Origin of the sequence: Pelomonas sp. SE-A7 (genome assembly GCF_030345705.1) — a bacterium.
Lineage (GTDB): Bacteria > Pseudomonadota > Gammaproteobacteria > Burkholderiales > Burkholderiaceae_C > JAUASW01.
Genome location: NZ_JAUASW010000001.1, coordinates 1,918,796 through 1,937,798, shown reverse-complemented (window position 1 = coordinate 1,937,798; position 19,003 = coordinate 1,918,796). Strand labels below are relative to the sequence as shown.

Here is a 19,003-nt window from a genome sequence, read left to right as displayed (position 1 = left end):
GATCTCCGGAGGCTCAGGCGGTCGCGGTGGCGGTCAGGCTGCGCTGGGCATTGGCCGGCGCCTTGAAGGGCTCGATGCCGATGCGGCGCACCGTGTCGATGAAGCGTTCGCCGCTCCTGCGCTCGGCACGGTAGGTGGCGACGATGGACTCGATCACATCGGGCACCTCGTCGGCCGCGAACGAGGGACCTATCACCTTGCCGGCCTGCGGTGCGCCCGAGAGCGTTGAGCCGTCCGAGCCGCCCAGCGAGACCTGGTACCACTCCTTGCCATCCTTGTCGACGCCGAGCACGCCGATGTGGCCGCTGTGGTGGTGGCCGCAGCTGTTGATGCAGCCGCTCATGTGCAGGTCGATGTCACCAATGTCCCAGAGCTCGTCCAGGTCCTGGTAGCGCTCGGTCAGGGCCGCGGCGATGGGTAGCGAGCGGGCATTGGCCAGCGCGCAGAAGTCGCCGCCGGGGCAGGCGATCATGTCGGTCAGCAGGCCGATGTTGGGCGTGGCGAAGCCCAGGGCCTTGGCCTCGGCATACAGCGAGGGCAGCTCGGTCTCGCGCACCCAGGGCAGCAGCAGGTTCTGGTCGTGGGTCACGCGCAGCTCGCCCTGGCTGAAGCGGTCTGCCAGATCGGCGGCGGCTTCCATCTGCGCATCCGTGGCATCGCCCGGGGGCAGGCCCACACGCTTGAGCGACAGCGTGACGCCGCGGTAGCCGCTCAGGCGGTGGCCGTGGACATTGCGTTCCAGCCAGCGCTTGTAGGCGCCGCCGGCTCCTTCGAAGATGTCCAGCGCGGGCACGGCGGCCACGCCGGCCGGCACGGTGAAGCTGGCCGCCACGCGGTCCAGCTCGGCCTGCGGAATCAGGTGCTCATGGCCGCCGGCGTCGTCCGAGAGGATCTGGCGGAACTCTTCGTTCACCGCGTCGAAGAACTTCTGGCCCTCGGCCTTGACGAGGATCTTGATGCGGGCCTTGTAGGCGTTGTCGCGGCGGCCGTAGCGGTTGTAGACGCGGACGATGGCCTCGATGTAGACCAGGATCTGCTGCCAGGGCAGGAAGTCGTTGATGGTCTGGGCCACCACCGGCGTGCGGCCCATGCCGCCGCCGACCAGCACCTGGAAGCCGACCTCGCTGGCCGCGTTCTTCTTCAGCTGCAGGCCGATGTCGTGCCAGGCGATGGCGGCACGGTCCTCGGCGGCGCCGGAGATGGCGATCTTGAACTTGCGCGGCAGGAAGGCGAACTCCGGATGCAGGGTGCTCCACTGGCGCAGCACCTCGGCATAGGGCCGCGGATCGACGATCTCGTCCGGCGCCACGCCGGCCAGGCCGTCGGTCGTGATGTTGCGGATGCAGTTGCCGCTGGTCTGGATGCCGTGCATGTCCACGTCGGCCAGCAGGTCCATCACGTCGGCCGACTTCGTCAGCGGAATCCAGTTGTATTGCAGGTTCTGGCGGGTCGTGAAATGGCCGTAGCCGCGGTCGAACTCACGCGCGATGCGACCCAGCTGGCGCAGCTGGCGCGAGGACAGCACGCCATAGGGCACGGCCACGCGCAGCATGGGTGCATGGCGTTGCACATACCAGCCGTTTTGCAGGCGCAGCGGGCGGAACTCGTCGTCGGAGAGCTGGCCGGCGAGGTTGCGCTCCAGCTGGTCGCGGAACTGCGCGGCGCGGGCGCGGACGAACTGGCGGTCGAAGTCGGTGTAGGCGTACATAGCGGTATTCAGTGAATGACTTTCCAGCCGGCCATCAGCAGCGAGACGCACAGCAGGGTGCGGATCACGCCGTCGGGCAGGCGCCGGGTCAGCTGGGCACCCAGCCAGATGCCGGGCACCGAGCCCAGCAGCAGCGGCACCAGCAGGGTCCAGTTCACATGGCCCAGCGTGGCATGGCCAATGCCGGCCACCAGGGTCAGCGGCACGGCGTGGGCGATGTCGCTGCCGACGATGAAGCGGGCCGGCAGGCGCGGATAGATCAGCAGGATCAGCGTCGCGCCAATGGCGCCGGCGCCAATCGACGACAGCGAGACCAGCACGCCCAGGATGGCGCCGGAAGCGATGGTGAGCAGCGGCTTGCGCGACTCGGGGACGTAGCGTTCCAGCTTCAGGCCCAGGGCCATCCAGCTCTTCTTGAAGGCCACGACCAGGGCGGTCAGCAGCAGGGCGATGCCCAGCGAGAAGGTCAGGGCCGAGGCCCAGCCCTTGGTGATGCCGGTGAGGTGCATCAGGGCCACGGTGGCGACGGAGGCGGGGATGGAGCCGGCCAGCAGGCGGCCAGTGATGTCCCAGCGGACATGGCCATGGCGGGCGTGGGCGACCGAGCCGGAAACCTTGGTCAGGGCGGCGAACCACAGGTCCGTGCCGATGGCGATGGCCGGGCTGAGCCGGAACACCGACAGCAGCAGCGGCGTCATCAGCGAGCCGCCGCCTACGCCGGTGATGCCGACGATGGCGCCGACACCGAATCCGCTGATCACTGCCATCCAGTCCAAAGCCGCTCCCTCGGGGCATGGGCTACCCCCGTGGCAACCCTAGGCGCCGGACTGTAGAGAGGCTTTATATATAAGCAAACTACAAAATCGTTTTTCTTATATTCAGATCAAGAATATGGCCTAGCTCGAGGCCAGTTCGGCCAGCGCGCGGACCTGCTCCAGGATGCGAGGCGGCACGGCCTCACGGCCGGCCAGCATGGCCTGGATCAGCGTTGCGTTAGTGCTTGCTTCGCAGGCGGGCGAGAGCGGCCAATCGATGTCGGTCGTGTCGGCTGGATGCAGTTCGCGGGCCTGGCCATCGAAGAAACCCATCAACAGCGCCCGGCGGCGCAGGTGGGCATACGCCTCCCCCTCGCTGGCCCGCATCAGGAGGGCCCGTCCGCCCCCCTCGGTCAGGCGGGGCAGGGCCTGGCCCAGGTTGTCCAGGTATTCCGGATGGGTCACGGCCACCACCCGCACCGAGCGGCCGGGCGCCGGGTCGATCAGCTTGGCCACGCTGTGGCCGCTGTTGCGCACACCCAGCCGCGGGCGCAGGGCCATCAAGCGGTCCAGGCCGGGGTTGAGAGCCGCCAGCGGCAGCACGGCCAGCCGTTCAGCGGCCAGGCGGGCCGAGGCCTGATCGACATCGGTGGACACCGACAGCCCCAGGGCCGCCAGCAGCTCGAAGGGGCTGACCCGGCTGTCGAAGTCATGCCGGCCGTGTATCAGCACCGGCACGCCCTCGCGGGCCAGCAGCAGGGCGACCAAGGGCATCAGATTGGCCTGCTTGCGGGCGCCGTTGAAGCTGGGCAGCAGGACGCAGAGCGGGCCGGCCGGCACGTCGATGCGGGCGGTGCGGGCCTGCATGGCGCGTTCGAAGGCCAGCATCTCGTCCAGGCTCTCGCCCTTGATGCGCAGGCTCAGCAGGATGGCGCCCAGCTCCATGTCGGGCACCTGGCCATCCAGGATGGCGCCGAACAGGTCTTGAGCCTGCGCGGCCGTCATGTCGCGTGCACCGCGGGCGCCGCGGCCGATTTCCTTGATCAGGGGAGCGAACTGCATGGCGGCAGTGTAGGAGCCGCCGGCAAGTGCCAGGTCTTGCCTGTACCGGCATTGACAGCGCGCCGGGGCTGCGGCCTGATGCTGGCCGAGGTCCGCGCCCGTCCATGCCTGCCTGGGGAGGCTCAGCCATGCCGCCTGTGAAGCCGCGTTCTATCTACGTCACGCTGTCGGTGCTCATGGTGGGCATCGTCCTCTTGCTCTATGTGACGCTGCTGGCCTATCAGCTGCAGGCGGGCAAGCAGCGCATGCTGATCCAGGCGGCTGGCACCTTCGAGCACGTCAGCCGCGAAGCCAGCGCAGCCATCGAGGCCGAATTGCGCCCGGCCCGCCTCAGTGCGGCTCTGCTCGCGCAGACCCGCCTGATCGATGCGTCGGACGAGGGAGGCCGCCTGGCCAGCCTGCCGGTGCTGACCGCGGCCCTGCGCGAGAACCCCTCGCTGTCGGCGGCCTATGGCGGCACGGCCAAGGGATCGTTCCTGCTGCTGAGGAGACTGGACAGCCGCGAACTGGGCGCCCGGCTCGACGCACCACATGGCGCGGCCTACTTGCTGCAGACCGTGGACCGCGACCGCGAGCCGCTGCGCGCCCGCTTCAGCTACTACGACGCGCAGATGCAGCCGCTTTCAAGCAGCGAGCGCGGCGACTACCGCTTCGACCCGCGCGAGCGCCCCTGGTTCACCCAGGCCCTGGCCCGGCCGGGCCAGGTGATACAGACCGCGCCCTATATGTTCTTCACCACGCGCGAGGTGGGCCTGACCCTGGCCAGCGCCCGTGGCGAGGGTGCGGCCGGCGTGGACGTGAGCCTGGCCGCTCTGGGGGCCATGCTGGCACGCCAACGCATCACGGCCTCGGCCGAACTGATGATCGTTGACGAGCGCGGCCAGGTGCTGGCCGGTTCGCTGCCAGCCCGCCAGCCGGCGGCGGCACCAGTGGCCGATGAAAGCGCCAAGCTGCTGCAGGTGGCCGAGCTCGGTTCGCCGGTGATGCTGCATCTGTGGACGAACGCCGGCCGCACGACGGAACCCATCTTCGAGCAGGAGGGCCGCGAATGGGTGGCCCGCCTCGATGCGCTGCCCGGCACGCCGGGCCTGAGCCTGGCCGTGGCCGCGCCGCGCGACGAGCTGCAGGCCGACATCCTGCGCGCGCGCGGCATCTCCATCCTGATCACGGCCGGCATCGTGCTGCTGACCCTTCCCATCGTGCACTGGGCCGCCAAGCTGGTGGCTCGACCCTTGAAGCAGTTGGCGCGCGAGGCCGAGGCCATACGCCGCTTCGATTTCGCGGGCCCCGACCCGGCGCGCAGCCACATCAAGGAAGTCGATCTGCTGGCCTTGTCCATGACCAGCATGAAGCATTCGCTGCGCCGTTTCCTCGACATCTCCACGGCCTTGTCGGCCGAGCGCAATGTCGATCGGCTGCTGGACCGCATCCTGGCCGAGACCCTGTCCGTGGCCCAGGCGGCCAGTGGCGCCATCCATCTGCTGAGCCCCGACGGCAAGCGGCTCGTGCCGGCGGCCACGCGCATAGGTGAGGAGGTGGCGGACCCGAGCGGCCTGTCCGAATGGGACATGGAGGATGCCGACAGCCTCTCGGTGTCGGTCGCCGCCTTGCGATCCGGCTGCCTGGTCGAGCGCGAGCTGCGTTGGGACAACCCGGCGCACCTGGCTGCCTATGCCGGTGCCTTCAGGCGGCTGAACACGGCCAAGCTGCGTCTGGTCGGCGTGCCGCTGCTGAACCGCAAGAACGAGATGATCGGGGCCTTGTCGCTGGGCTTCCTCGATGGTGATGGCGAAACCGGGCGCCTGGCCTCGTCGCGTGCTGCCTTCATCGAGGCGCTGGCCGGGCCGGCGGCCGTGGCCATTGACAACCAGCAGCTGCTGCGCGCGCAGAAGGAGCTGCTGCAGAGCTTCATCGAGCTGGTGGCCGGTGCCATCGACGCCAAGAGTCCCTACACCGGCGGCCATTGCCAGCGCGTTCCCGAACTGACCAAGCTGCTGGCCCGCGCCGCCTGCGAGGCCAAGGAAGGGCCGTATGCCGGCTATTCGCTCAGCGAGGAGCAATGGGAGGAGCTGCACATCGCCGCCTGGCTGCACGACTGCGGCAAGGTCACCACGCCGGAGTACGTGGTGGACAAGGCGACCAAGCTGGAGACCCTCTGCGACCGCATCCACGAGGTGCGCATGCGCTTCGAGCTGCTCAAGCGCGAGGCCTACGTGGAGCAATGCGAGCGGGAGCTTGAACAGCGGGGCGCCGACCTGGCGCAGCTACGCGATGCTGTGGCGCCGGCCCAGCGGCAGCTGGACGAGGAGTTCGCCTTCGTCGCCAGTTGCAACGAGGGCGGCGAGTATCTGTCACCCGACAAGGTCCAGCGGCTGCGCGAGATCGGCGCGCGGCGTTGGTGGCGGACGCTGGACGACCGGCTGGGCACCTCGCAGGACGAACGGCGCCGCAAGTCGGCGACCCCCGCGCCGCCGCTGCCTGTGCAGGAGCCGCTGCTGGCCGACAAGCCCGAGCATCTGTTGCCGCGGCCACCTGGCGAGAAGGTGCCGGAAGGCTTCAAGGTGCGGCAGCCCGAGCATCTCTACAACCGCGGCGAGCTCTACAACCTTTCCCTGGGCCGGGGCACGCTGACCGAGGAAGAGCGCTACAAGATCAACGACCACATCGTGCAGACCATACGCATGCTGGAGGCGCTGCCGCTGCCTCGCCATCTGCGCCGTGTGCCCGAGATCGCCGGCGGCCATCACGAGAAGCTGGACGGCAGCGGCTATCCCAAGGGCCTGACCCGCGAGCAGATGAGCCCCGAGGCCCGGATGATGGCCATCGCCGACGTGTTCGAGGCCCTGACCGCCGATGACCGGCCGTACAAGAAGGGCAAGACCCTGTCGGAGGCCATGGCCATCATGGTCAGGATGCGCCGCGAGCAGCACCTGGACGCGGAGCTGTTCGAGCTGTTCCTGCGCTCCGGCGCCTACCTGGACTATGCGAAGCGCTTCATGAAGCCGGCCCAGATCGACGAGGTCGACCTGGCAGCCTGCCTGGCCTAATTAGGCCTTGAGCTTCAGCAGGTAGTCGACCACGGCCAGGGCTTCGTTGTTGCCCTTGGCCATGACCGGCGAGGTGGCGTACTGGCCATTGACCACCAGCCAGGGCACGCCGTCGACCTCGTAGGCCGTGGCCGCGGCCTGGGCCTGGCGGCAGCGGCCATCGACCGAGAAGGAATTCCAGAGCTGGGCAAAGCGGGCACCGTCAAAGCCGCTGCGGCTGACGAAGGCCTGGATGTCGGGCAGGGTGCTCAGGTCCAGCTGCTCGACTTGCAGCGCGTTGAACAGCCGCGCATGCAGCTTGTCGCCCAGGCCCATGGCCTCCAGCGTGTAGAAGATGCGCTGGTGGGCCTCGGCCACCTTGCGGATCACGGCCGGGGTGCGCTTGAACTGCACCTCGGCCGGCTTGCGGGACAGCCAGGCCTGCAGCGGCGCCTCAAGCGCAAAGCAGGCGCCGCAGCCGTACCAGAAGAACTCGTGCACCTCGCCACCCGCGCTGCTGCCGGCCAGCGGCTGGGGCATGCGAAGCTTGCGGTAGTGCTGACCTTCGACGGGCCGGCCCTGGGCCCAGGCAAAGCTGGGCGACAGGCCCGCAATCAGGGCGGCTTGGCTGAACTGGCGGCGGTCCATGGTGCTGGGGCTTCCTCGTTGATGTTGCAGGACCGGCGGATTCTGCCCTTGATCAGCGCTCCTGCTTCTGCACGCTGAAGCGCAGCGGCGGCGCCTTCAGCAATTGGTTGCCATCACTGTCTTGCAGGCGCAGGTCCAGCTCGTAGTCGCCGCGCGGCAGTTCGATCAGGCTCTCGGTGCGGCCGTCGGCCAGCACCTGGCGCTGGACCTGGCCGCCGCCTCGGCTGTTGATCGTGTAGATGAAATGACCGGTGTCCTTGACCTTCTGTGCGGCCGGCGCAATGCCGAGTCCGACCACGCCAAAGCTCAGCGTGAAGGGACTGCCGACCACCTCCTCGTCGCGCAGGTTCTTGACGTAGGCCTCCTTGGCGCCCGAGCGCGGCGCGGCCATGGTGTCCTGGTACCAGAGGGTGCAGCTGTCGTCGAAGTTGTTGGACTCGATGCGCACCGGCGCGGCGGTGCGCCGGCCTATCACCTGGATGCTGATTTCTCGGCTGTAGACGAAGTAGGGCCGATGCTCATGGTCGGCAAACAGCAGGCGCAGCGTGTGCTTGCCGTCGGGCAGGTCCAGCTGGGTGCCGGTCTGGCCCTTGCCGAAATGCTTGTGGGTGTCGGAGAACGGGATCTGGGCCTGGTGATTGATCGGCAGCGGCGTGTCTATCAGGATGTGGTGGTGGCCGGCGCGCTCGTTTTTGTTGCCGGCCGGTACCACGCCCATGCCGCGCACGCCGAACTCGACCCAGAAAGGGGAGCGGAAGGCATAGCCGTTGCGCAGATTGCTGAAGCTCACCGCCGTGGGCTCGCGCAGATCGACCGCCGTGCGCTCCGACGTGTGGGCCAGCCAGCAGCGCTTCTCCAGCGCGCCGGCCGGCAGCGTGTCGGCGCGGCCGGCCGGGCTGACCGATGCCAGCGCCAGAACGACCAGCGAACACAAGATGCGATGTCCCATCGTCGCCTCCCTGACTGCATGCGGCGAGGCCATTCTTGCATCGGGCCGGCCGGCCCGGCCTCGCTCAAATCGGGGACTCGCTCGTCAGTGCTTCAGCGACAAGGTCAGCAGCAGGCAGCTGTCGACTTCGGCCTCGACGCCATGTCGCTCACCGCCGCGCAGCAGCACCAGCTGACCGGCGCTCAGCGGCATCTGCTGGCCCGGTGTGCGCAGCCGCACGCGGCCCGCCAGGCATTGCAGGATCAGCTCACCCGCCACCTGATGCTCGGGCAGCGACTGGCCGGCATGCAGGACCATGTGCAGCAGCTGCAACTGCTCGGTCTTGATCAGGCTGGTGCTGGGGCTGTCGGTCTTGCCGTCGGCCAGCGGCACCAGATCGATCAACTGGCCGGGATTGGCGTGGGTCAGGGCCATGCTCGTCTCCTGCGGATTGCTGGAATGCCTGCGGTCGATTGTGAACGCCTTCCCTAGAATCCGGCGCATGTCCGAAGCCCCTGTTCGCGCGCCGCTGGCGCGCCGCGGCCTGCTGCTGGCAGGTCTGGCCCTGGCGGCCTGCTCCAGCCTGCCGCCACCGCCGATTCCCGTGCCACCGCCGGTCGAGCCGCCACCGGCTCCGAAGCCTGCGCCCAAGCCGCCGCGCATCGGCCTGGCCCTGGGTGGTGGCGCGGCGCGCGGTTTCGCCCATATCGGCGTGATCCAGGTGCTGGAAGAGCAGGGCATCAAGGTCGACCTGGTGGCCGGCACCTCGGCTGGCAGCCTGGTCGCCGCCCTTTATGCCTCGGGCAGGAACGGCAACGAGATGGCCCAGCTGGCCGAATCCATGGACGAGGGATCCATCACCGACTGGGCCTTCCCGACGCGTGGCCTGATACGCGGCGAGGCGCTGGCCCGCTTCGTGCGCGAGAAGACCGGCAACAAGCTGATCGAGCAGATGCCGCTGCCGCTGGGCATAGTCGCGACCGATCTGTCGGACGGTTCGCCCATCCTGTTCCGCACCGGCGACACCGGGGCCGCGGTGCGGGCGTCCAGCTCGGTGCCGGCGGTGTTCCAGCCGGTCCATATCGGCAATCGCGACTATGTGGACGGCGGCCTCGTAGCGCCGGTGCCGGTGCGCTTCGCCCGCCAGATGGGCGCCGAGCTGGTGATTGGTGTGGACATCACTTCGCCGCCCGAAGAGAAGCCGGGCAGCGATCCGCTGCGCATGCTGCTGCAGACGTTTTCCATCATGGGCCGCAGCATCAATACCTTCGAGCTGCGCGATGCCGACCTGGTGATTCGTCCGGCGCTGAACGGCATTGGCAGTGCCGACTTCACGGCTCGCAAGCGCTCCATCCAGGCCGGCCGCGAGGCCGCTCAGGCCCTGCTGCCGCAGCTGCGCCAGCGCATCGCTGCCAAGACTCGCTGAGGCCGCGAACGATGAGCGACGAACGCATCGAGTTGTTCCCGCTGAGCTCGGTGCTGTTCCCAGCAGGTCTGCTGGAGCTGCGCATCTTCGAGCCGCGCTACCTGGACCTGATCCAGCGCTGCCTCAAGGACGACCGGCCGTTCGGCGTGGTCTGCCTGACCTCGGGCAACGAGGTGCGCCAGCGCGGCGAGGGCGATCAGTTCCTGCGCGAGAGCTTCGAGAGCCTGGGCACCCTGGCTCATGTCGACTCATGCGATCGGACCCAGCCCGGCCTGCTGCAGATCCGCTGCACCGGCGGCCAGCGCTTCCAGCTGTGGCGCAGCGAATGCCTGCCGCATGGGCTGTGGGTCGGCGAAGGCCGCCTGCTGTCCGCCGACGCCGAGGTGCAGGTGCCGCCCGACCTGCAGCGCGCCAGCCGGCAATTGCAGCTGCTGCTGAGCCGATTCGAACAGGCAGTGGCCACGGCGGACCTGCCGGTCCAGCCTCCCTATCGCTGGGACGATTGTGGCTGGCTGGCGAACCGCTGGTGCGAGCTGCTGCCGCTGCCATCTTCCGAGAAGCAGCGCCTGCTGGCGCTGGACAACCCTCTGCTGAGGCTGGAACTGGTGGCGGATCTGCTGGAGCACCTGGGCCCCTGAGGCCCGCGCAGGAAAAAAGAAAGCCGCCGGACTTTCATCCGGCGGCTTGCAGTTCAGACTGCTTCGATCAGAAGGCCTTGTTGTAGGTCACGGCAAAGCGGACGTTGCGCGGGGCTGCATTGCCTTGCGACAGCTCGTAGATGCTGCGCGGAGCGCCGCTGCCGGTCTCGCCGCGTTCTTCCACGGCCAGGATGGCTTGCGAGTTGGCGACGTTGAACACCTCGGCCGACACCGACAGGCCCGGCACATAGCTGGGCTTGTAGGTCAGGCTCAGGTCGATGCGCGAGTTGTTGGCGAGACGGCCCACGGCACCGCGATCAGCGGGCTTGCCGAAGCAGTAGTGGTAGTTCGAGCCGTAGTTCAGCGTGCCCCAGTTCACGTCGTTCTGGTTGGGGCCCTTGTAGACACCCAGGCAACTGCGCGGACGGCCCGATTCCCAGCTCAAAGCGCCGGCGGCCTGCCACTCAGGCGTCAGCTGAACATAGCCATAGCCCTTGATCTGGTGCTTGCGGTCATTGGGCAGGTAGCCATAGGCGTGCTCCATCAGCTCGGGCTGGTCCCAGGTCTGCGTGGCCGACACGTCGCGCTGCGCCCGGTCGGACAGGGTCTGGCCTTCGGTGTTGCCCTTGCTGGTCGAGTAGGTGTAGGTCACCTTGCCGTACCAGTTGTCGCGGAACGGGTGCTCGACGAAGAAGTCCAGCGCGGTGTAGACGCGCTTGGGCTTCATGCCGCCGTAGCCCAGGTCCGCGGCGCTCAGGTTGACGCGGGTGTAGGTCTTGCCGTCGCCGTTGAAGTTGATGTCAAAGCTGTTGGCCTCGCCCGGGTTGAACGAGGCGCAGCTGAACGGCGAATGGCCGTTCTCGACATCAGCCAGGAACGCCTTCCAGGGCGCGGCACTGACGCCGGGGTTCTTCTCCAGCCACTTGGCGAACGGACGCCAGTCACACATGTCGTCGATCGTGCTCTTCAGCGAGCGGTAGGTCAGCTTGACGCCGCCGTTCAGGTCTCGGGTCAGGGCTTTCTCGATGCCGACGGTCATCTCGTCCTGATACGCCGGCTTCATGTTCACGCCGGCGACGCTGTGCGGGTCCTTGGCCTGGCCATATTCGGCATTCGGCGAATAGGCCTTGGTCTGGTCGATGCGGCCGGTGGGCATGCCCTTGGAGTCGACGCCGGTGTAGGTGAAGACGGTGGACGTGCCGGTGGAGCCGTTGGCGCCGCGCAGGGCCACCAGTGTGGGGATCTGGATCGAGTAGCGGCCGGCGCTGGTGAAGACTTTCAGCGACGAGTCGCCCAGCGCGTCCCATACGGCCTGGAAGCGCGGGTTGTACTGGTTGTCGACCTTGAGGAAAGTCTCCTTGGCCGAATTCTGGTTCTCGTAGGTCTCGCGGCGCAGCCCGGCGACCAGCAGCAGGTTCTTGGTCACCTGGTACTTGTCTTCGATGTACTGCGCCGTCTGGTTTGAGTAGGCGTCGCTGACGCTGGAGGTGATGTTCTCCACGCCGTAGTAGCCCTTGGCAGCCAGGGCTCCGTTGTTCGGGTTGCCAATCCACATCTGCTGGCTGCCCGAGTCCGGCAGCGTGAGATTCTTGTTGGCCACGGCCGCGGGGTCGGTCAATAGACGGTACTGCAGGCTGCGGCCTCCCGGGGGCGCTTCCTTGCCGCCGAAGAGCGTGGACATCTTGTTGTCGTCCATGCCGGCGCGCAGCGTGTGCTGGCCCAGCTTGTACTCGATGTCCAGGCGCAGGCCCTTGACCTTGTCTTCGTTGCCGGCGCGGTAGAGCTGGCCGGTGAAGCTGTTCAGGACCGGATAACTCAGGCCTGGCGCCTTGGCTGCGTTGCCGTTCTCGAAGCCGACGAAGGGTACGGTGGTGTCGATGCCGGCCGTGGTGGCGGAACGCTTGGTCGAGCTCTTGCCATACAAGGCGGTCAAGGTGAGGTTGTCGCTCAGCTCGCCCACATAGCGCAGGATCTGCACGTTGGCGCCCGAGGTGGTCAGGCCGTCCTCGTCGTTCTTCCAGTTCTCGATGTGGTCGACCTTGCCATTGCGGGCACCGGTCAGGGTGTTGGCCCCTGATACCGTGCGGGTCAGCTTGGGCGTGTCGCCGATCAACGTCAGGTCCAGGCGATGGCCGTCAGTGATGTTGAAGTCCAGCTTGCCCAGCACGCGGGTGGTGACGGTCTTGTCGTCGTTCCAGGCGCTTGGGGCGTCGGCGCCATTCACGGTACTGCCGTTGATCGCGTCCATCGAGCCGTTCTTCAACGTGCGCTTCTCGGCGGCGACGAACATGAACAGATGGTCCTTGATCAGCGGGCCGCCCACATAGCCGCCCACTTGGGTCTCGCTTTGCGTGTTGTTCTCGCGGTACAGGAAGAGCTTGCCGTCGGTTGCCGGCACCTTGCCGGTAGTGGCGTAGTAGCGGTTCTGCGCCTTGCTGCGCAGCGAATTCGGCGACAGGCTGATGGTGCCGCCGGTTTCCCAGGTGTTGGTGCCGCTCTTGGTGATGACGTTGATCACGCCACCCACCGAACGGCCGAACTCGGCGCCGAAGCCGCCGTTCAGGATCTGGGCCTGTTCAATCGCGCCGAATGGCAGTTCCGACGATCCCAACTGGTTCAGCGGGTTGGTGACCGGGAAGCCGTTGATGTAGTACGAGTTCTCAGAAGCCGCGCCGCCGCCGATGCTGGCGCCGCCGGGATAGCGCGGGTCCACATTGGTGGTGTTTGGCGCGAGGCGGATGATGGCGTCCAGGTTGCGGCCGGTCGGCAGAGCCTCCAGTTGCTTGGCCGAGAAGCTGGCGCCGTTGTCGGCACTCGACACGTCAAGCTTGCGGCGAGCGCCGGTCACCGTGACCGTTTCAAGCTGCTGGCCGAAAGAAACCTCGGCGCCCTGACCGAGCTGCACTTCGACGCCCTCGCGGGTCTGGATGGCCTTGCCGTCGCGCAGCAGGCTGACCTTGTAGCTGCCCACCGGCAGCGAGGAGGCCTGGATGCGGCCGGTGGCGTCGGGCGTGACCGTGCGCTTGAAGCCGGTGGCCGGGTTCTCGATCAGCACCGTGGTGCCGGGCGTTGCCTGCACCGAGCCGAAGATGCTGCCGGTGGCGTTGGACTGGGCTTGGACCTGGGTGGCCGTGGCGGCGGCAAGACAGACGGCGAGCGCAACGGCAGTTCGATGCAGGCGCAGATTGCCGCTGAAGTTAATGGGCATGGGTTCCCCTCGTTTGGTTGACTGATTGCTTTGTTGCAAGCCTTGCGCTTGCCCGGCGAGTTTCAGATCAACGATGGGGGGGGCTCACCGGGTTGTCCCTCGGACACACCGAAGGGTGGGCATGCGGAAAAGCACGGGCATGGATGCAGGGCTGCGTGCTAACTCCCAGAACGAGGTCCGACCTGCAGCGGCCGGAGCCGACGTAAAAAAGCCCGATGCTGTCAGGCATCGGGCCGAAGGGTACTTGCAGAGCAGAGCTCGCTGGGTACCGAGGAGACAACTTGGATGCCGCCGCCCTCAGGCGTTGCGCGGCCAAGAAGCTCGGGTTTCTTGCTTGGCTATCAGGCAGCGGCCTTCTTGCTCGAGCGGGTGGCCGTCTGGGTGGCCTTGACGGCCTGGCTGGTCACGGCCTGGAAGTTGGCTTCGGCCACTTCGGCGGCTTGCTTGGCAGCCTTCTGTGCGGTTTCCAGGGCGTTGTTGGCGGCAGCGACAGCCGACTTCACCAGGGCAGCGGCGCTTTCGCTACCGGCCGGGGCGTTCTTGACGGCGTTTTCGATGACGGCGTTGAACTTCTTCTGCACGTCGCCGTACTGCGACTCAGCCAGCTTGACGAACTCGGCGTTCGTGGCGGCGGCGATGTCATACAGGTGACGGCTGTAGGCGGCGGCCTTCTCGGCGCTCGGCTGCAGCAGCGACTGTTGCAGCGACAGCAGCTCTTGGGCGTCCTTGACCGACAGGGCGGCGGTCGACGAATCGGCGACTTCGCTCAGCGCGGTCTTGGCGGCTTGCAGGTTCAGTTCGACCAGCTTTTCGACGCCTTCGAAGGCCTTGTTGGTCAGGCCGAACAGGGTCTCGACATTGGCCTTGTGGGCGGCAAAAACTTGTTCCGGGGTCAGCATGGCAGGGCTCCTGAGAAGGGTTGTTTACTGGGGAGTTTCTAGGGTCTGCAGGTTTTGTTGCACTGCAGCATGGAGCGAAGTATGGGGGGCGCCCGAACCGATTGCAAGAACTTTTTGCTGCACTGCACCAAAAAATTTGTAACTTGACTCGGAGCGCCCCCCGGACCCCGCCTGGGCTCAGCCTGACCGGCCCCGGTGACGCCCGGATGACGGCGCTGTAGCGGTGGCGCCGCTATCGTGTCGCCCCATGCTGGCCTTCCATTCCGACGCCCACAGCCTGGCCCTGCCGCCGGGGCACCGCTTTCCTCAGGACAAGTACCGGATGCTGCGCGAGGCCCTGGAGAGCGAGCCCGGCCTCTTGCGCCTGCAGGCGGCCCGGCCGGCGACCGAGAGCGAACTCGCCCTGGTCCACGAGGCGGGCTACATAGACGCGGTGATGCAGGGGCGGCTGAGCGAGGCTGCCCAGCGCGAGATCGGCTTCCCCTGGTCGCCCGCCATGGCGGAGCGTTCCCGCCATTCGGTCGGCGCCACCATCCAGGCGGCGCGAGCCGCGCTGGAGGAGGGTGTGGCCGCCAACCTGGCGGGCGGCACCCACCATGCGTATTCGCACAAGGGCTCGGGCTACTGCGTCTTCAATGACGTCGCGGTGGCAGCGCGCTTGATGCAGGCGGAACGCGCGGGCCTGCGCGTGCTGGTCATCGATCTGGACGTCCACCAGGGCAACGGCACGGCGGCGATCTTCAGCGGCGATGACAGCGTCTTCACGTTGTCCATGCACGGCGCGCGCAACTTTCCGTTCCGCAAGGAAGCCAGCGACCTGGACGTGGAGCTGCCGGACGGCTGCACGGACGAGCCCTATCTGGCCGCGCTCGATGCCGCGCTGACCACGGTGTGGTCGCGGCTGGCGACCCAGCCGCCCGGCCTGGCCTTCTACCTGGCGGGTGCCGATCCCCACGAGGGCGACCGCCTGGGCCGCCTCAAGCTGAGCTATGCCGGCCTGCGTGAACGCGACCGGCGTGTGCTGACCGAGCTGCGCGAGCGCGGCATTCCGGTCGCCATGGCCATGGCCGGTGGCTACGGCCATGACCTGGCCACCACGGTGGCAGTGCAAGTGAATACCCTGAGCGAGGCCGTGCACAGCTGGCGGCTGTGGCAAACCCGTCGATGAAAGAATCGCCCTCCATGAGCAGCCCTTCGCCCCGTCCCCAGCCCGAGCCGCGCTCGGCCTATGCCCGCTTCGTGACGCTGGGCACGCGCTGGATGGACAACGACCTCTACGGCCACCTGAACAACGTCGTCTACTACAGCCTGTTCGACACCGCGGTGAACCAGTACCTGATCGAGCAGGGCGCGCTGGACCTCCACGGCGGCGCCGTCATCGGCCTGGTGGTCGAGACCCACTGCAACTTCTTCGAGTCGCTGGCCTTTCCGCAGCGCATAGAAGCCGGCCTGCGCGTGGCTGGTGGCGGACGCTCCAGCGTGCGCTACGAGATCGCCCTGTTCGCCGAAGGCGCCGAGCTCAGCGCGGCGCGCGGCCATTTCATCCATGTCTATGTGGACCGCGAGTCGCGCCGGCCGGTGGCCGAGTTGCCGAACGCCTATGTCCAAGCCCTGCAATCCCTGAAGGTGCCAGCCCCATGAGCCGATTCGAGATCCCCAGCCCCGAGCAACGCGCCGCGGTCGATGCCGCCATCGAGAGCCGCCATTCGATGCGGGCCTTCCTGCCCACACCGGTGGCCCGCGAGGTGGTCGAGGACATCCTGCGCATTGCCGCGCGGGCGCCCTCGGGCACCAACACCCAGCCCTGGCAGGTCCATGTGCTGACCGGCGCGGCCAAGCAGCGCCTGTCGAGCCGCATCCAGGCGGTCTACGACGACCCGACCGAGCTGGCCGCCCACACCGAGGAATACGCCTACTACCCGCGCGAATGGGTCTCGCCCTACATAGACCGCCGCCGCAAGATCGGCTGGGACCTGTACGGCCTGCTAGGCATCGCCAAGACCGACAAGGCCCGCATGCATGACCAGCACGGCCGCAACTACGCGTTCTTCGACGCGCCGGTGGGCCTGATGTTCACCATAGACCGGGTGATGCAGCAGGGCAGCTGGCTGGACTACGGCATGTTCATCCAGAACATCATGATCGCGGCGCGCGCGCGCGGCCTGCACACCTGCCCGCAGGCGGCCTTCACCCAGTTCCACCGCCTGATCGCCGAGGAGCTGAAGCTGGGCCCTGAGCAGCAGCTGGTCTGCGGCATGTCGCTGGGCCATGCGGACCCGGTGGCGGTGGAGAACGGCCTGGTGACCGAGCGCGCCTCGGTGGCCGAGTTCGCCCGCTTCCTCGCGGACTGAGGCGATGCTGGACGGGCGCACGCTCGGGGCGCTATGGGGCCTGCCGTTCGCCGGCCTGCTGCTGTCGATAGCGCTGTGTCCGCTGCTGACGCCGCGGCTCTGGCATGCCCACTACGGCAAAGTCGCTGCGGCCTGGTCACTGGCGTTTCTGCTGCCGTTCGCGCTGGGCCAGGGCGCCGGTTCGGCGGGGCACCTGGTGCTGCACACACTGCTTTCTGAATACCTGCCTTTCATCATCCTGCTGGTGGCCCTGTTCGCCACGGCCGGCGGCATCTACGTGCGGGGCAACCTGCATGGCAGCCCCGAGCTCAACGTAGCCCTGATGGCCGTGGGCGCGCTGCTGGCCAGCGTGATGGGAACGACCGGCGCCTCGATGCTGATGATCCGGCCGCTGATACGAGCCAACGACCACCGCAGGCGCTGTGCCCATGTGTTCGTGTTCTTCATCTTCATCGTCAGCAATGCCGGCGGCTCGCTGACGCCGCTGGGCGACCCACCACTGTTCCTGGGCTTCCTGCAGGGCGTGGATTTCTTCTGGACGCTGCGCCACATCTTTCCCGAGACGCTGTTCCTGATAGGCGCGCTGCTCGCCGTGTTCTGGCTGCTGGACCGCTGGTACTGCCAGCGCGAGGGCGGTCCCAGGCAAGACCCGACACCGGATGACGCGGCGAGCTTCGGCATCGAGGGCGGCATCAATCTGCTGCTGCTGGCCGCCGTGGTCGGCCTGGTGCTGATGAGCGGCCTGTGGAAGCCGGGTGTCAACTTCCTGCTGGCCGGCATCGAGGTGCCGCTGCCCTCGTTGTTGCGCGACCTGGGCCTGCTGGCCGTGACCTGGCTGTCGCTGCGGCTCACGCCTTCCGCGGTGCGCGAGAGCAACCAGTTCGGCTGGGGGCCCATGCAAGAGGTGGCCAAGCTGTTCGCCGGCATCTTTCTGACCATGATTCCGGTGCTGGCCATGCTCAAGGCCGGCGAGCAGGGCGCCTTCGCGGCCGTGACCCGGGCCGTCACCGGCGCCGACGGCCAGCCGCTGCCCTGGGCCTATTTCTGGTTCAGCGGCCTGCTGTCCTCCTTCCTCGACAACGCGCCCACCTACCTGGTGTTCTTCAACCTGGCCGGTGGCGACGCGCAGCAGCTGATGGGGCCGCTGGCCACGACGCTGGCCGCCGTCTCGGCCGGCTCGGTCTTCATGGGCGCCAACAGCTACATAGGCAATGCGCCCAACTTCATGGTCAAGGCCGTGGTCGAGGAACGCGGCATCGCCATGCCCAGCTTCTTCGGCTACATGGCCTGGTCGGGTGCGGTGCTCTTGCCGCTGTTCCTGCTGATGACGCTGATCTTCTTCCGCTGACAACAGGGAGTCCGCTATGTCCAAGCCCAAGGTTCTGGTGGCCCGCCGCGTGTTCGATTCGGTGCTGCAGCGGCTGGCCGCACATTTCGAGGTCGAGGGCAATGACGAGGACCGCGTCTGGCCCAAGGCCGAGCTGGTCGCTCGCCTGCAGGACAAGGACGGCGCCTTCATCACCGGCAGCGAGCGCATCGATGCCGAGGTGCTGGAGGCCTGCCCGCGGCTCAAGGCGGTCTGCAACATGGCCGTGGGCTACAACAACATCGACCTGCCGGCCTGCACCGCCCGCGGCGTGATGGCCAGCAATACGCCCGACGTGCTGACCGAGACCACGGCCGACTTCGGCTTCGCACTGATGATGGCCACGGCCCGGCGCATGGCCGAGAGCGAGCATTTCCTGCGCCGCGGCGAATGGAAGCAGTGGTCCTACGACATGTTCACCGGCTCCGATGTGCATGGCGCGACGCTGGGCATCCTGGGCATGGGCCGCATAGGCCGGGCGATTGCGCGGCGCGGCCACCTGGGCTTCGGCATGCCGGTGATCTATCACAACCGTTCGCGCCTGCCGGCCGAGCAGGAGGCCGAGGTCGGGGCCCGCTATGTGAGCAAGGAGCAGTTGCTCCGTGAGGCCGATCACCTGGTCCTGGTCCTGCCGTACTCGGCCGAATCGCACCACGCGATAGGCGCCGTCGAACTCGCCCAGATGAAGCCCGAGTCCACGCTGACCAATGTGGCCCGCGGCGGCATCGTCGATGACGCCGCCCTGGCCCAGGCGCTGCGCGAACGCCGCATCGCCGCAGCCGGCCTCGACGTGTTCGAAGGCGAGCCGCGCGTCAATCCCGATCTGCTGACCCTGCCCAACGTGGTGCTGACCCCGCACATCGCCAGCGCCAGCGTGAAGACCCGGCTGGCCATGGCCGACCTGGCAGCCGACAACCTGATCGCCGCGCTGACCGGCGGCACGCCGCCCACGCCGCTGAATCCAGAAGTGCTGGCCGGCCGCTGAGCG

The 19,003-nt window shown here is 67.6% G+C and carries 15 protein-coding genes and 1 pseudogene; 8 read left to right on the top strand and 8 right to left on the bottom strand.

The window, feature by feature from the left end:
• Window positions 1-13 precede the first annotated feature (13 nt).
• From QT382_RS08665 to ybiB, 3 genes are all read right to left on the bottom strand, one after another.
• Window positions 14-1,708 carry a nitrite/sulfite reductase gene (locus QT382_RS08665; protein WP_289253635.1) on the bottom strand — a complete coding sequence of 565 codons (1,695 nt, stop codon included), beginning with the start codon at window positions 1,706-1,708 and terminating at the stop codon, window positions 14-16.
• Between the two features lie 8 nt (window positions 1,709-1,716).
• Window positions 1,717-2,475 carry a sulfite exporter TauE/SafE family protein gene (locus tag QT382_RS08660; protein WP_289253634.1) on the bottom strand — a complete coding sequence of 253 codons (759 nt, stop codon included), beginning with the start codon at window positions 2,473-2,475 and terminating at the stop codon, window positions 1,717-1,719.
• 129 nt (window positions 2,476-2,604) lie between these two features.
• Window positions 2,605-3,525: a DNA-binding protein YbiB gene (gene ybiB, locus QT382_RS08655; RefSeq protein WP_289253633.1), complete on the bottom strand. Its 921-nt coding sequence runs from the start codon at window positions 3,523-3,525 to the stop codon at window positions 2,605-2,607.
• A 128-nt stretch (window positions 3,526-3,653) separates the two neighbouring features.
• On the opposite strand from ybiB, the gene QT382_RS08650 reads away from it, so the two are divergent.
• Window positions 3,654-6,572: an HD domain-containing phosphohydrolase gene (locus tag QT382_RS08650; RefSeq protein WP_289253632.1), complete on the top strand. Its 2,919-nt coding sequence runs from the start codon at window positions 3,654-3,656 to the stop codon at window positions 6,570-6,572.
• Here the strand turns inward: QT382_RS08650 and QT382_RS08645 are convergent, their stop codons facing one another.
• The 3 genes from QT382_RS08645 to QT382_RS08635 all read right to left on the bottom strand — a co-directional run bounded on the left by QT382_RS08645 (window position 6,573) and on the right by QT382_RS08635 (window position 8,562).
• Complete coding sequence (locus QT382_RS08645; protein WP_289253631.1) at window positions 6,573-7,199, bottom strand: thiol:disulfide interchange protein DsbA/DsbL; 627 nt, start codon at window positions 7,197-7,199, stop codon at window positions 6,573-6,575.
• Window positions 7,200-7,251: 52 nt separating this feature from the next.
• Window positions 7,252-8,148 (bottom strand): DUF4399 domain-containing protein, encoded by an 897-nt coding sequence (locus QT382_RS08640; protein ID WP_289253630.1) that lies wholly within the window; start codon window positions 8,146-8,148, stop codon window positions 7,252-7,254.
• A gap of 84 nt (window positions 8,149-8,232) precedes the next feature.
• Complete coding sequence (locus QT382_RS08635; protein WP_289253629.1) at window positions 8,233-8,562, bottom strand: AraC family ligand binding domain-containing protein; 330 nt, start codon at window positions 8,560-8,562, stop codon at window positions 8,233-8,235.
• 67 nt (window positions 8,563-8,629) lie between these two features.
• On the opposite strand from QT382_RS08635, the gene QT382_RS08630 reads away from it, so the two are divergent.
• Together QT382_RS08630 and QT382_RS08625 are read left to right on the top strand one after the other, a co-directional pair.
• Window positions 8,630-9,553: a patatin-like phospholipase family protein gene (locus QT382_RS08630; protein WP_289253628.1), complete on the top strand. Its 924-nt coding sequence runs from the start codon at window positions 8,630-8,632 to the stop codon at window positions 9,551-9,553.
• Between the two features lie 11 nt (window positions 9,554-9,564).
• Window positions 9,565-10,191, top strand: a complete 627-nt coding sequence (locus tag QT382_RS08625) for an LON peptidase substrate-binding domain-containing protein (protein ID WP_289253627.1) — start codon at window positions 9,565-9,567, stop codon at window positions 10,189-10,191.
• A 67-nt stretch (window positions 10,192-10,258) separates the two neighbouring features.
• Here QT382_RS08625 and QT382_RS08620 read toward each other — a convergent pair whose 3' ends face one another.
• Window positions 10,259-13,399 (bottom strand): TonB-dependent receptor, encoded by a 3,141-nt coding sequence (locus tag QT382_RS08620; RefSeq protein ID WP_289253626.1) that lies wholly within the window; start codon window positions 13,397-13,399, stop codon window positions 10,259-10,261.
• 341 nt (window positions 13,400-13,740) lie between these two features.
• A complete protein-coding gene (gene phaP, locus QT382_RS08615) occupies window positions 13,741-14,298 on the bottom strand; it encodes a phasin family protein (RefSeq protein ID WP_289253625.1) in 558 nt (185 codons plus the stop codon).
• A gap of 247 nt (window positions 14,299-14,545) precedes the next feature.
• On the opposite strand from phaP, the gene QT382_RS08610 reads away from it, so the two are divergent.
• The 5 genes and pseudogenes from QT382_RS08610 (at window position 14,546) to QT382_RS08590 (ending at window position 19,000) form a co-directional block, all read left to right on the top strand.
• Complete coding sequence (locus QT382_RS08610) at window positions 14,546-15,466, top strand: histone deacetylase family protein (RefSeq protein WP_289253624.1); 921 nt, start codon at window positions 14,546-14,548, stop codon at window positions 15,464-15,466.
• A 14-nt stretch (window positions 15,467-15,480) separates the two neighbouring features.
• Complete coding sequence (locus QT382_RS08605) at window positions 15,481-15,939, top strand: acyl-CoA thioesterase (RefSeq protein ID WP_289253623.1); 459 nt, start codon at window positions 15,481-15,483, stop codon at window positions 15,937-15,939.
• Window positions 15,936-16,649, top strand: a complete 714-nt coding sequence (locus tag QT382_RS08600) for a nitroreductase (RefSeq protein ID WP_289253622.1) — start codon at window positions 15,936-15,938, stop codon at window positions 16,647-16,649. The genes QT382_RS08605 and QT382_RS08600 overlap by 4 nt, the downstream gene beginning before the upstream one ends.
• Before the next feature lies 1 nt (window position 16,650).
• Window positions 16,651-17,997 (top strand): annotated as a pseudogene (locus tag QT382_RS08595) (sodium:proton antiporter); the annotation flags it as partial.
• 16 nt (window positions 17,998-18,013) lie between these two features.
• Entirely contained in the window at window positions 18,014-19,000 is a 987-nt protein-coding gene (locus QT382_RS08590) for a 2-hydroxyacid dehydrogenase (RefSeq protein ID WP_289253620.1), read from the top strand.
• Window positions 19,001-19,003 lie beyond the last annotated feature (3 nt).

Excerpts from the sequence above, each read along its gene's own strand:
- QT382_RS08665 (WP_289253635.1), bottom strand. The coding sequence starts at position 1,708 with ATGTACGCCTACACCGACTTCGACCGCCAGTTCGTCCGCGCCCGCGCC.
- QT382_RS08660 (WP_289253634.1), bottom strand. The coding sequence starts at position 2,475 with ATGGCAGTGATCAGCGGATTCGGTGTCGGCGCCATCGTCGGCATCACC.
- ybiB (WP_289253633.1), bottom strand. The coding sequence starts at position 3,525 with ATGCAGTTCGCTCCCCTGATCAAGGAAATCGGCCGCGGCGCCCGCGGT.
- QT382_RS08650 (WP_289253632.1), top strand. The coding sequence starts at position 3,654 with ATGCCGCCTGTGAAGCCGCGTTCTATCTACGTCACGCTGTCGGTGCTC.
- QT382_RS08645 (WP_289253631.1), bottom strand. The coding sequence starts at position 7,199 with ATGGACCGCCGCCAGTTCAGCCAAGCCGCCCTGATTGCGGGCCTGTCG.
- QT382_RS08640 (WP_289253630.1), bottom strand. The coding sequence starts at position 8,148 with ATGGGACATCGCATCTTGTGTTCGCTGGTCGTTCTGGCGCTGGCATCG.
- QT382_RS08635 (WP_289253629.1), bottom strand. The coding sequence starts at position 8,562 with ATGGCCCTGACCCACGCCAATCCCGGCCAGTTGATCGATCTGGTGCCG.
- QT382_RS08630 (WP_289253628.1), top strand. The coding sequence starts at position 8,630 with ATGTCCGAAGCCCCTGTTCGCGCGCCGCTGGCGCGCCGCGGCCTGCTG.
- QT382_RS08625 (WP_289253627.1), top strand. The coding sequence starts at position 9,565 with ATGAGCGACGAACGCATCGAGTTGTTCCCGCTGAGCTCGGTGCTGTTC.
- QT382_RS08620 (WP_289253626.1), bottom strand. The coding sequence starts at position 13,399 with ATGCCCATTAACTTCAGCGGCAATCTGCGCCTGCATCGAACTGCCGTT.
- phaP (WP_289253625.1), bottom strand. The coding sequence starts at position 14,298 with ATGCTGACCCCGGAACAAGTTTTTGCCGCCCACAAGGCCAATGTCGAG.
- QT382_RS08610 (WP_289253624.1), top strand. The coding sequence starts at position 14,546 with ATGCTGGCCTTCCATTCCGACGCCCACAGCCTGGCCCTGCCGCCGGGG.
- QT382_RS08605 (WP_289253623.1), top strand. The coding sequence starts at position 15,481 with ATGAGCAGCCCTTCGCCCCGTCCCCAGCCCGAGCCGCGCTCGGCCTAT.
- QT382_RS08600 (WP_289253622.1), top strand. The coding sequence starts at position 15,936 with ATGAGCCGATTCGAGATCCCCAGCCCCGAGCAACGCGCCGCGGTCGAT.
- QT382_RS08590 (WP_289253620.1), top strand. The coding sequence starts at position 18,014 with ATGTCCAAGCCCAAGGTTCTGGTGGCCCGCCGCGTGTTCGATTCGGTG.